Annotated in this window: 7 protein-coding genes; 3 read left to right on the forward strand and 4 right to left on the reverse strand. The window is 67.1% G+C overall.

The genetic code is table 11. The features are described from left to right. Window positions 1-100 precede the first annotated feature (100 nt). Both ACULPM_RS10725 and ACULPM_RS10730 read right to left on the reverse strand, forming a co-directional pair. Window positions 101-1,492 (reverse strand): GHKL domain-containing protein, encoded by a 1,392-nt coding sequence (locus ACULPM_RS10725; protein WP_445331898.1) that lies wholly within the window; start codon window positions 1,490-1,492, stop codon window positions 101-103. After that, the gene (locus ACULPM_RS10730) at window positions 1,492-2,205 is read right to left on the reverse strand and encodes a LytR/AlgR family response regulator transcription factor (protein ID WP_445331899.1); all 714 of its coding nucleotides are present in this window, start codon (window positions 2,203-2,205) and stop codon (window positions 1,492-1,494) included. Before ACULPM_RS10730 ends, ACULPM_RS10725 begins: the two co-directional genes overlap by 1 nt. A gap of 145 nt (window positions 2,206-2,350) precedes the next feature. Between ACULPM_RS10730 and ACULPM_RS10735 the strand changes: the two genes are divergently transcribed. Beyond that, window positions 2,351-5,170, forward strand: a complete 2,820-nt coding sequence (locus ACULPM_RS10735) for a glycoside hydrolase family 3 C-terminal domain-containing protein (RefSeq protein WP_445331900.1) — start codon at window positions 2,351-2,353, stop codon at window positions 5,168-5,170. Window positions 5,171-5,234: 64 nt separating this feature from the next. Here the strand turns inward: ACULPM_RS10735 and ACULPM_RS10740 are convergent, their stop codons facing one another. Then, window positions 5,235-6,437, reverse strand: coding sequence for an ATP-binding protein (locus tag ACULPM_RS10740; protein ID WP_445331901.1), 1,203 nt, complete (start codon window positions 6,435-6,437; stop codon window positions 5,235-5,237). A 33-nt stretch (window positions 6,438-6,470) separates the two neighbouring features. Next, entirely contained in the window at window positions 6,471-7,085 is a 615-nt protein-coding gene (locus ACULPM_RS10745; RefSeq protein WP_445331902.1) for a TetR/AcrR family transcriptional regulator, read from the reverse strand. A gap of 172 nt (window positions 7,086-7,257) precedes the next feature. On the opposite strand from ACULPM_RS10745, the gene ACULPM_RS10750 reads away from it, so the two are divergent. Both ACULPM_RS10750 and dnaX read left to right on the forward strand, forming a co-directional pair. Continuing rightward, a complete protein-coding gene (locus ACULPM_RS10750) occupies window positions 7,258-10,134 on the forward strand; it encodes a glycoside hydrolase family 3 C-terminal domain-containing protein (protein ID WP_445331903.1) in 2,877 nt (958 codons plus the stop codon). Between the two features lie 257 nt (window positions 10,135-10,391). After that, a partial coding sequence (dnaX, locus tag ACULPM_RS10755; RefSeq protein ID WP_445332342.1) for a DNA polymerase III subunit gamma/tau occupies window positions 10,392-11,806 on the forward strand: 1,415 nt, incomplete at its 3' end.

The raw sequence follows: 11,806 nt of genomic DNA on the forward strand, positions 1-11,806 counted from the left end.
GGACAGGCACTTTTGCATGGTTTGCCCGTGCAAAAGTGCCTGTCCCCTTTGCACGCCTGGCGCCAGTGGCACGCCAGATAAGCCTGACGCCGTTGGCACGTCACTCCATCGGGAGGATGACGTCCAGGCGGAAGACGCCGCCCTCGGCCTCGGCGGAGAAGGACCCGTCGTAGCGCTCGGCGATCTGCCGCATGGAGCGGGTGCCAAAGCCGTGCGACGCGCGGTCGGCCTTGGTGGTCTCGGGCATGCCGTCCGCGGAGAAGCGCCGCTCGCCCGCGTAGTAGTTCTCCACGTGGATGGAGACGCCGCCCATCGCGCGGCGCACCACGAGCGAGATGCTCCTCCGCGCGGGGTCGTCCAGCTCGCTCACCGCCTCGATCGCGTTGTCGAGCGCGTTGCCAAAGAGGGCGTAGAGGTCCGCCGGGGCCATGAACCCCAGCGCGGCGCCGTCGGCGATGCAGGTGAGCGTGATGCCGCGTCGCTCGCAGACGAGGCTCTTCTCGGTGAGGATGGTGTCCAGTGCCTCGTTGCCCGTGGCAACGGCGGAGTCGTAGATGGAGACCTCGCGCGCCAGGTCGTCGAGGGCGGAGCGGTCCACGACGGCCCCGCCGTCTGCGAGGGAGCGAATCTGGTGCCGCAGGTCGTGGCACTTGATGTTGATGGCGTCGATGCTCTCCCGCGAGAGGGCGAGCTGCCGCTCCCGCTCGGCTATGAGCCGCGACGCCGTGGCCTGGTCGCGCTCCACGCGCACGCGGTAGAGCAGCTGATACTCGATCCACAGGGTTGCCACGCACGCGATGCCGTGGAACAGGCGCAGCGCCACCACGTACCCAAGCGTCAGCCCCTCCCCGGTGAGCGCCTTGACCATGACGTCGAAGCCGATGATCACAAGGCTCACCACGGGCATCATGGCGAGCATCGAGTGGTTCTCCATCTGCACGAGCCCCTCGTGGTCGATGCGCCGCGCCAGCAGGAGGTACGTGGCGAGAAACACGAGCGTCAGGCAGACGAGGTCGTTCGTGAGATAGAAGGCCGGAGCCGACGGATTGGCCCCGGCCGCCCGCGCCACGCTCGCCACGAGCTCGGTGGCGCCGGTCGCGAGGTTCTGGGTCGTGTAACCGGCCGTCACGCAGAAGAGCGCCACCCAGACGGAGGCGTCAAAGAGCAGCATCACGGCCCCCACGCACGCCGCGAGGATGAGCGTGAAGGCGCCGAACTGCAGGAGGTAGCCCATGGCGGGGGAGACGGCGCCCACGGACAGCGCCGTGCTGAGCAGGGCGAGAAAGACGACGGCCACGGCCCCGACGATCGCAAGGCAGCGCGCCGCAAAGTGCGGGCGCGGAGGCAGCCCGCGTGCGAAGAGGCCGATGCCGCCCACGATGCGCACGCAGATGAGGACGACGGACACGATTCCCAGCGCGATGGTCGCGGGGCTCATTGAGGCCCCGGCCCCGCCGAGGCTCGTCCCCATCCAGGCGACGGCGTCGCCCATCACACGCTCCCGCCGGCAAAGCGCGCGAGCGCCTCGAGCGCGGCCTTCTTGCGCGTGCGGGAGAAGGCGAGCTCGGTGCCGTCGCTCATGGTGACGCCGCTCCCGCGCACGAGGCTCACCTGCCCCATGTTGATGAGGTGGCTCGCGGAGATGCGGCAGAACCGCTCGCCGAGCCGCTCCTCCTCGGCCGTGAGCGACCCGCGTACGCGAAGCGGCTCCGCCTGCCCGGCTACATGCCAGTAGAGGTCGTGTCGGAGGATCTCAACGTAGATGATGTCGCGAACGGGGACGATGCGGGTGCCGTCCGCCGTGGGGATGGAGACGGCGGTGTCCGCGTTGCGCCCCATGACGCGCATCGCGCGGCCCATACGCAGGGCAAAGTCCTCGTAGGTCACGGGTTTGACCATGAAGTCGAGCGCGTCAACCGCATAGCCGCGCACGGCGTACTGTGCGAGGTCGGTCACAAAGACGATGGGCGTGACCTCGTCGGTCTGGCGCATGATCTCGGCGGCCTCCATGCCGTTGATGCCGGGAAGGCCGATGTCCAGAAACACGATGTCGGCCGTGTGCCGCCCGTCCAGAAACTCGAGCGCGGACCCCAGGGCCTCAACCGAGAAGGACGCGCCGACCTCGCGGCCATAGCGCGCGAGGTAGGAGCGCAGGGCGTCGGCGGCCCGCGGGTCGTCCTCCACGATGAGCGCTCGGTACGTCACGTTCTTCTCGCCCTCCGTTGGTCAACTGAGTCATGTGCCTTGCATTTTAAGTCAACCGTCAGGCCGCCGCGCGCCGTCGCGCATAGCATCGCGCTCAGGATAGGGCCCCGCATGGGGCGAGAAGAACCCCGAGGAAGGGAAGGAAATGGAGGAGAAGAACCAGGCAAAGGCCAAGGTGCCGCGCCGGCCCAACCGGCTGTTGCTGGTGCTCGTGTGTGCGGTGATCGTGGTCGCCGTCTCGGTGAACGTCCTGCTCATCGGCGTCGTCTCGCCGTACTTTGGCATCATCGGGACGTTCACCTCGGGCGCGCCCGAGTCCCAGGAGATCGACGAGGCGAGCGAGGCCTCGGCGGCCATGACGCAGGAGGTCGAGTCCGAGGGCGTCATCCTGCTCAAGAACGAGGGCGACGCCCTGCCGCTCTCCGGAGACGGCAAGGTCAACGTGCTCGGCTCGTCTTCCGAGCACTTCGTCTACGGCGGCACCGGCTCGGGTTCGGGTGACTCCGAGAACGTCGTCACGTTCCTGCAGGGGCTCGAGAACGCAGGCCTAACGCCCAACCCGGAGCTCGTGCAGTTCTACCAGGAGAACTCCGTCGCCCGCGTCGACATGGGCATGGCGGGCACCGACTGGGGCATCTACGAGCTCCCCGCAGCCGACTACGACCAGGCGCTCGTCGACTCTGCGCGCGCCTACTCCGACACCGCCGTCGTCGTGATCTCGCGCATGGGCGGCGAGGGCTCCGACCTGCCCATGGACATGGAGGGCTACACCGGCGGTGCCGCGGGGCAGAGCTACCTTGAGCTCACGCAGGACGAGAAGGACCTTCTCGCCCTCGCGGAGGAGAACTTCGGAACCGTCGTGGTCGTCCTCAACGCGGCCAACCCCATGGAGCTGGGCTGGATCGAGGACGAGGGAGTGGACGCCGCCGTCTGGGTGGGCTTCCCGGGCAGCCGTGGCTGCAACGCCATCGGCGACGTGCTCGCGGGCAACGTGAACCCCTCCGGACGCACCGTGGACACCTTCGCCTACGAGGTGGAGAGCGCTCCGAGCTACTACTCCTTCGGCGACTACGACTACACCAACGCCTACTACGCCAACACCACGCTCTTCGCGGGAACCGGCACGGCCGCGGTGGGAGATGACCCGTACCACTACGTCGACTACGTCGAGGGCATCTACGTGGGCTACCGCTACTACGAGACGGCGGCAGCGGACGGCTTCATCGACTACGACTCCACCGTCCAGTACCCGTTTGGCTACGGCCTCTCCTACACGACGTTCGAGAAGCGCATCGCCGACTTTCGCGACGACGGCACCACCGTCTCTATGGACGTCGAGGTGACCAACACCGGCGACGTGGCGGGCAAGGACGTCGCCCAGGTCTACTACACCGCCCCCTATACCCCCGGCGGCATCGAGAAGAGCGAGGTCGTGCTCGCTGGCTTCGAGAAGACCAAGCTGCTCGAGCCCGGAGAGTCCCAGACGCTTACGATCGAGTTTGCGCGCGAGGACATGGCAAGCTACGACTACCTGGGCATCAAGGCCGAGGGCGGCGCCTACGTGCTCGAGGCGGGCGACTACGAGATCAGCCTGCGCAACAACAGCCACGACGTGGTTGACTCTCGTACCGTGACCGTTGGGCGCGACTATGTCTACAACGACGAGGGTGATGGTGCCCGCTCTACCGACAAGGTCGCCGCAACCAACCGCTTTGACGACGTGAGCTTTGGCGAGGACATCACGTACGTGAGCCGCGCCGACTGGGCCGGCACCATGCCCACGGAGCGTGCGCCGCAGAGCCGCGAGGCCTCCGACGAGCTCGTCGCCGCGCTGGAGGGCGAGCCGCTCGAGGCGGGCGAGGGCGAGGACATCACGTTTGCCAACCATGGCCTCAAGCTCGCGGACATGAAGGGTCTCGACTACGACGACCCGCAGTGGGATCAGCTCCTCGAGCAGCTCTCTGTCAACGACATGGTGTTGCTCGTGGGCAACGGCGGCTGGGAGACCATGGCCATCTCCTCGATCGACAAGCCCTACCTCAAGGACTGCGACGGTCCCGCCGGCATCAACAACATCATGGCCAATATGCTCCAGGGCGTGCAGGGCAACCAGTTCACGGCTCAGAGCGTGCTCGGCTACACCTGGAACCGCGAGCTTGCGCAGCGCATGGGCGAGACCTTCGCCAACGAGGCGATCGCCTACGGCATCTCCGGCGTGTACGCTCCGGCGGTCAACATCCACCGCTCGCCCTTCTCGGGACGCAACTTCGAGTACTTCTCCGAGGACGGCCTGCTCTCCGGCGAGATGGTCGCCGCAGAGCTGACGGGCATCCAGTCAAAGGGCATCTACTGCTACACCAAGCACTACGCGGTGAACGACCAGGAGACCAACCGCGACGCCGGCGGCCTGGCGACGTGGCTGAACGAGCAGGCCATGCGAGAGGTCTACCTGCGCGGTTTTGAGATCGCCGTCAAGGAGGGCAAGTCCACCGGCATGATGAGCTCCTTCAACCGCATCGGCGCCACGCCGGCCGCCGAGAGCCGGGAGCTCCTCACGGGCGTGCTTCGCGACGAGTGGGGCTTCGAGGGCTGCGTCATCACCGACTGCGTCATGGCCTGCTCCACGCAGGACCCCGACCGCGCGCTGCGCGCCGGCAATGACCTGCAGCTCACCATCCTTGCCCAGCTCCAGATGGACTCCGACACCACCGATACCGTGGCCGGGCACCACGCGCTACGCCAGGCGAGCCACAACATCCTCTACATGATCGCCAACAGCGAGGCGCTCTCGCGCGCCGACTACGGGATGCACCCCATCATGATTGGCATCATCGTCGTGGACGTGGTTCTCGTTGCCCTGTTTGCGCTGTACTTCTGGCGTCGCCACGTGGGCATGGTCCGCTGGCGCGAGGCCGGCAAGCCCAAGGGCTGGCTTGCCCGCAAGCTCTCCCGCTCCGAGTCCTAGCAAAGGCGGCAGGGTCAACCGTCAGGTTTTGGGCACACGTCCCCTTTGCACGCCTGACGCCGCCCTAGCCCAGCGGGAGCATGACGTCAAGGCGGAACACGCCGTCCTCGTAGCCCATGGCGAGCGTGCCGCCGTAGCGCTCGGCGATGGCGCGCATGGAGCGGGTGCCAAACCCGTGGTTAGCGCGGTCGTCCTTGGTGGTCGCGGGCAGCCCGTCCGCCAGGAGACGCGGCGCCGCGGGGGCGTAGTTCTCAACGTGCACGGACGCCACGCCCGCCACGGCGCGCACGGAGAGCGTGACCGAGCGGTGCGCCGGGTCGCCGATGGCGCCCGCCGCCTCGATCGCGTTGTCGAGCGCGTTGCCGAAGAGCGCGTAGAGGTCCGCCGGGGCGAGCGCGGCAAGCGCCGAGCCGTCCGCCATGCATGTGAGCGTTATCCCGCGTTGCTCACAGACGAGACCCTTCTCGGTGAGTATGGTGTCCAGGGCCTCGTTTCCCGTCTGCACGGTCGAGTCATAGACGCTGACCTCGCGCTCGATGTCGCTGAGTACGCCGGCGTCGACGGAGGGACCGCTCCCGGCAAGCGTGCGAATCTGATGCTTGATATCGTGACATTTGATATTGATGGCCTCTATGTTCTCCCGGCTCATGCGGTACTGGCGCTCGCGCTCGGCGAGCAGGTGCTCGGCGGTGGCCATGTCCTGCTCGAGGCGACGGCGGTAGAGCAGAACGTACTCCATGGAGAGCGTGAAGACGCATGCGAGCGCGTGAAATACCCGCAGCACCACGACGAACCCCAGCTCGAGGCCACGCTCGAAGAGCAGCTTGATCGTGAGGTCAAACCCGATGACCACCAGGGACACCACCGCCATCATGGCCAGCATCGAGCGGTCCTCAACCTGCGCCAGGCCCTCGCCACTGATCTTGCGCCCCACGAGCAGGTGGCACGGCACAAAGACGGCAACGGCGGTGAGCGCCCACGCGCCCAGGGCGACCAGGGGGTCCCGCGGGTCGGCGCCAACAAGCGGGAGCAGCGCAAAGACCAGCTCGCCGGTTCCCGAGGCGAGGTTCTGCACGGTATAGCCGGCCGTAGAGCAGAAGAGCGCCACCCATACGCTTGCCTCAAAGAGCGCATACACGCTCGCCGTGCAGGCGAGAAGGACCATCGAGAAGAGCGTGAGCTGCAGAAGCGCTGAGCCAACGGGCCCGGGGTCGGGCACGGTGAGGCCGGCTGCCACGAATGCCGCCACGCCTGACGCCAGTGGCACGCTCGTCCCCTCTGCACGGTCGACGCCCTCAGTCTAGCGGTTGCGGAGGGTTTCGAGCGAGCCGAGGATCCCGCGGCTGATGTGCAGCTGCGTGCGGTACCAGAGGTCGCCCTTCTTCCAGTGCATCGCGCGGTTCATGTAGAACGCGCCGTAGAGGTCGCGCTGGAAGAGCAGCTCCGCCTCCTCGCGGCGCAATCCTCCCGCGAGCATGTAGAGGGGCACCGAGCTGTCGTGCTCGATGAGGTAGATGCGGTGGATCACGTGCTCGGCGAGCGTTGCGTCCGTGAGCAGCGGCAGGTACTTCTCGTCGTTTGCCAGGCGCTGGCAGGTGGGCAGCAGGCTCTCGTGGTCGCGCAGCTCGTCAGGACTTCTCAGCGCCGCCACCGCCTCCAGCCGCTCGAGCAGCGCAAGGCCCGCGCTCTCGCCGCGCACGTTGTTCGCCACGTCAAAGGCGTCGTCCACGAGCAGGTCAACCACGTCCATGATGCCGCCGAAGTGCCGGTAGAACGTGGCGCGCGTGACGTCGGCGCGGCGACAGAGCTCCGCCACGGTTATGTCGTTGAAGCCTTTCTCTCCAAGTAGCCCAAGAAGGGCGTCCTTGAGCGCCTCGCGCGTGAAGCGCACCCGACGATCGTCCTGTTTTGCCATGGACCCTCCCTCGTGAGGCAAGTCTGCCATCCCCGAGATGAGACACCTTCCGCAAATCCGTCAACAAACGGACGGCGTCGGCAAAGGTGTCCGACTGGGCCCTCCGACGGAGACGTAGCCTCTTCCTAGAGGGATTGCAGTCTCGTTATGAGAAGAACGGAGGAGAGCAGTCATGCTAGAGATCGATCTTGAGGACGTCTACGCGGTCCTCGCTCTGTGCGTGCCATATCTCGTGGTCATCGGCGTCGCCCTCGTGGCGATGGTGGTGGCCATGGTCGTGGCGCGCAGGCAGCCCAAGCCCAAGAGGTTCCTCGTGCGCGCCCAGGCGGCCATCGCGTGCGTGCTCGTGGTTGCCGCGTCGGTGACGGCGATGTGCTTCGGCCCCCTGGCCACGCTCATCGGCCTGGCAACGAGCCCGGCGCTCACGGTCTCCGAGGAGACCACGGAGGAGGCCCAGGCCCTCACCGAGGAGATCACGGGCGAGGGGTTTGTCCTGCTTGAGAACGATGGCGCCACGCTGCCGCTGGCGTCGGGCGCGAAGGTCAACCTCTTTGGCTACGCCTCCGAGAACCCCGTCTACTCCGGTGTGGGCTCCGGCGGAATCAATGACCTCTACGAGAAGGTCTCCATCAAGGACAGCCTCGTCAATGCCGGAATCGAGTACAACGAGGAGCTGAGCCAGTTCTACGCGGACTTTGGCGCGGGCCCCGAGGTGAGCGAGCTCTCCCAGAGCTGGGATCTGCCGCAGCCCACCGTTGACGCGTACTCCGACGAGCTTCTCGCCAACGCGCGCTCGTACTCCGACACCGCCGTCATCGTGATCTCCCGCCTGGCGGGCGAGGGCCACAACGACATGCCTGTCGACATGACGACCGTCCCCTACGACAACAACTCCGACGAGTATGCGGACTTCGAGGCCGGCGACCACTTCCTGCGCCTCTCCCAGACCGAGAAGAACATGGTCGAGATGGTCTGCGAGAACTTCGACAAGGTCATCGTGGTCTACAACGGCTCCAACCCGATGGAGCTCGGCTGGGTCGAGGACTACGACCAGATCGGTGCCGTCATCTGGGCCGCCGGTCCCGGCAACACCGGCTTCAACGCGCTCGGGCGGATCCTTACCGGCGAGGTCAACCCCTCCGGCCGCACGCCCGACACCTTTGTCTACGACATCACCGAGACACCCTACTGGAACAACGCCGTCAAGGCCGACTACACCAACATGGAGGACATGGGCGTCGAGGGCATGAACAACGGCGTGCCCCAGATGTACTACCCGGCCTATATCAACTACGCGGAGAGCATCTACGTGGGCTACAAGTACTATGAGACGGCCTACGCCGAGGCCCAGGCTGGTCGCATGGACTTTGACTACGACACCACCGTCCAGTACCCGTTTGGCCACGGCCTCTCCTACACCACCTTCGAGCAGTCCATGAGCGACCTGACGGTCGACGGTGACACCGTGCGCTTTGACGTTACCGTGACCAACACCGGCGACGTGGCCGGCAAGGACGTGGTCGAGGTCTACTACAACCCGCCCTACATTGACGGAGGCATCGAGAAGGCCGCCGCAAACCTCGCCGCGTACGAGAAGACCAAGCTTCTGGAGCCGGGCGACTCCCAGACGATCAGCTTCGAGCTTGACGTCGAGGACATGGCGTCCTTCGACGTGGACGGCCGCGGCTGCTACGTGCTCGATGCGGGGGAGTACGAGGTCTCCATCCGCGCGAACAGCCATGACGTGCTGGACAGCCGGTCCTTCTCGCTTGCCGAGACGGAGGCCTTCGACGGGTCCAACCCGCGCGAAGACGACGCGACCGCTGCCGAGGCGCGCTTCGAGGACATTGCCGGCGACGTGACGTACCTCTCCCGCGCGGGCGGCTTTGCGAACTACGACGAGGCGTGCGCCCCCGCCGCCAGCACCGAGATGACGGACGAGCAGCGCGCCGAGTATCACCTCAACTCAAACTTTGACTACACCACGTACCTGGACCCCACGGCGGAGATGCCCGCGACCGGCGAGAAGAACGGCCTTACCCTGGCCGATCTGCGCGACGCCGACTACGACGATCCGCGCTGGGACCAGCTCCTCGACCAGATGACCGTGGACGAGATGGTGGAGCTCATCTCCATGTCCGGCTACCAGACGCCCGCCGTGGACTCCGTTGGCAAGGTTCAGACCATCGATGCCGACGGCCCCACCGCCATCAACCAGAACTTCACCGGCGAGGGCTCCATCGGCCTGCCCATTCCCGTGGTGCTTGCCTCGACGTGGAGCCCTGACCTGCAGTATCGCTACGGCGAGATAATGGGCCAGATGTGCCGTGAGATGGGCATCGAGGGCTGGTACGCCCCCGGCGTGAACATCCACCGCTCCGCCTTCGGCGCGCGCAACTATGAGTTCTACTCCGAGGATGGCACCATGTCCGGCCTCATTGCAGCCCACGCCGTGAGCGGTGCCAAGTCCAAGGGCGTCTACGCCTACGTCAAGCACTTCGCCCTTTACGACGGCAACGCCAAGATGGTCTGCGTCTGGGCTGACGAGCAGGCCATGCGCGAGGTCTACCTGCGCGCCTTCGAGATTCCCGTGAAGGATGCCGGCGCTAATGCCGTCATGGTGTCCTGGAACTTCCTCGGCACCAGGTGGGCGGGCGAGGACTCCGAGCTCATGAACGGCGTCCTGCGCGACGAGTGGGGCTTCCGAGGCATGGCGCTCACGGACTTCTTCCGCAACAACGGCCACGGCTTCATGAACGCGGATGCGGCGCTCGCCAACGGCGTGGACGCGATGCTCTCCACCTACGGCGGCGGCCCCAACGTGCCCGCTGACGTGACCGATGCCTCTACGGTGGCCTACATGCGCCAGGCGAGCAAGAACATCATGTACACGGTGGTCTCGAGCTGGGCGTACGAGGACGGTGCGGCCGAGACGGGCCTGGCCGGGTGGCAGATCGGCGCCATCGTGGCGGATGTCGTGGTCGCTGCGGTGCTCGTCGGCTGTGAGGTCGCCGTGCTGCGCAGCTACCGCAGGCGACTTGCGGCCTAACTCCTCCAGACGCGGTCGCTGCTGATAGTGGGCCCGCAGCCTTCCCTCTGGGCTGCGGGCCCGTTCGGTCGCGTGCCACTGGCGTCAGGCGTGCAAAGGGGACAGGCACTTTTGCACGGATGAACCGTGCAAAAGTGCCTGTCCCCTTTGCACGCCTGACGCCCACGGCGTGGGGCGAGAAGAACCTGTGGGGCGAGGTCTGGCGTCCGGCGGCCCGGGTATACTGGGAGGTCAGTATCCCGCCCATCGGAGGTCGCATGGAATCGCTGTACACCAAGTACCGTCCGCAGACGTTTGAGCAGGTCGTGGGCCAGGGCCATGTGGTCGAGACCCTCAAGCGCGCCGTGCTCGAGGGGCGCACGAGCCACGCGTACCTCTTCTGCGGCCCGCGCGGCACCGGCAAGACCACGATGGCGCGCATCCTCGCCAAGGCCCTCATGTGCGAGCGCGGCCCGGCGGCCCTGCCCGACGGCACCTGCGAGCAGTGCCAGCTCATCGCGTCCGGCGAGCACCCTGACGTCATCGAGCTCGACGCCGCGTCCCGCACGGGCGTGGACAACGTCCGCGAGGAGATCATCTCCCGCGTGAGCTATGCCCCCACGCGCGGCCGCTGCAAGGTCTACATCATCGACGAGGTCCACATGCTGACCACGGCGGCGTTCAACGCGCTGCTCAAGACGCTCGAGGAGCCCCCCGAGCACGTGGTCTTCATCATGTGCACCACTGACCCGCAGAAGATCCTGGCCACCATCCTCTCCCGCGTGCAGCGCTTTGACTTCCACGCAATCGGCAACGAGGAAATGCAGGCGCACCTGGCCTACGTCTGCGGCCAGGAGGGCTTCACCTACGACGAGCGCGCGCTCGAGCTCATCGTGCGCCACGCGCGCGGCGGCATGCGCGACGCGCTCACCACGCTCGAGCAGCTCTCCGTCTTCGGGGCGGGGGAGATAAGCCTTGCCGCCGCGTCCGACTTCCTGGGCGAGGTCTCGGGCTCCGTGCTGGGGCAGGTGTCCCGCGCGATGGCGCACCGAGACGTGGCGGCACTCTTCTCCGAGGTGGCGTCGCTCGCGGAGGCGGGGCGCGACCTCCTGCAGTTCACGCGCGAGCTCGCCGCGCACGTCCGCGACGTCTACGTGGTCTCGGTGGTGCCGAGCGCCGACGACGTGGTGAGCGCGCGGGGGGAGGAGCTGGACTCCCTTCGCGGCGAGGCCGCCGCGTTTGGCGCGCCCGACCGCCTCTCGCGGGTCCTGACCATCCTGGGCGAGGCGTCGAGCGAGATGCGCACCGCCCCCAACCAGCGCCTCGTTCTGGAGATCGCCTTCACGAGGATCGCCCGCCCGGACTCCGACCTCACGCTCGAGTCCCTGGCCGAGCGCGTGGCCGACCTCGAGCGCCAGGTGGCGATCCTCTCCGCTCCGGGAGCCCGTCCCGCACCGATTTCAGCTGGCGAGAAGAACGTCGACCCCGCGCCCGCCCCTCAGCCCCAACCCCAGACGGAAGCCGTCCCGGAGCCGACCGCCGAGAGGGGCGGCGAGCCCGTGGCCGCCCCGGCGCCCGAGCGGCCGACGACCTCCCGACCCGAGGAGGCTCCGGCCGTCGCAGCTGGTCCCGCCGCGCCCTCGCCCAGCGCGAGTCGCGCAGCGAGCGAGGAGCGTAGCGACGAGCGCCGAGC

Source organism: Thermophilibacter sp. ZX-H3 (assembly GCF_052599055.1).

Bases quoted from the DNA above. Each gene is read 5' to 3' on its own strand.
- ACULPM_RS10725 (WP_445331898.1), bottom strand. From the start codon at position 1,492: ATGGGCGACGCCGTCGCCTGGATGGGGACGAGCCTCGGCGGGGCCGGG.
- ACULPM_RS10735 (WP_445331900.1), top strand. From the start codon at position 2,351: ATGGAGGAGAAGAACCAGGCAAAGGCCAAGGTGCCGCGCCGGCCCAAC.
- ACULPM_RS10745 (WP_445331902.1), bottom strand. From the start codon at position 7,085: ATGGCAAAACAGGACGATCGTCGGGTGCGCTTCACGCGCGAGGCGCTC.
- ACULPM_RS10750 (WP_445331903.1), top strand. From the start codon at position 7,258: ATGCTAGAGATCGATCTTGAGGACGTCTACGCGGTCCTCGCTCTGTGC.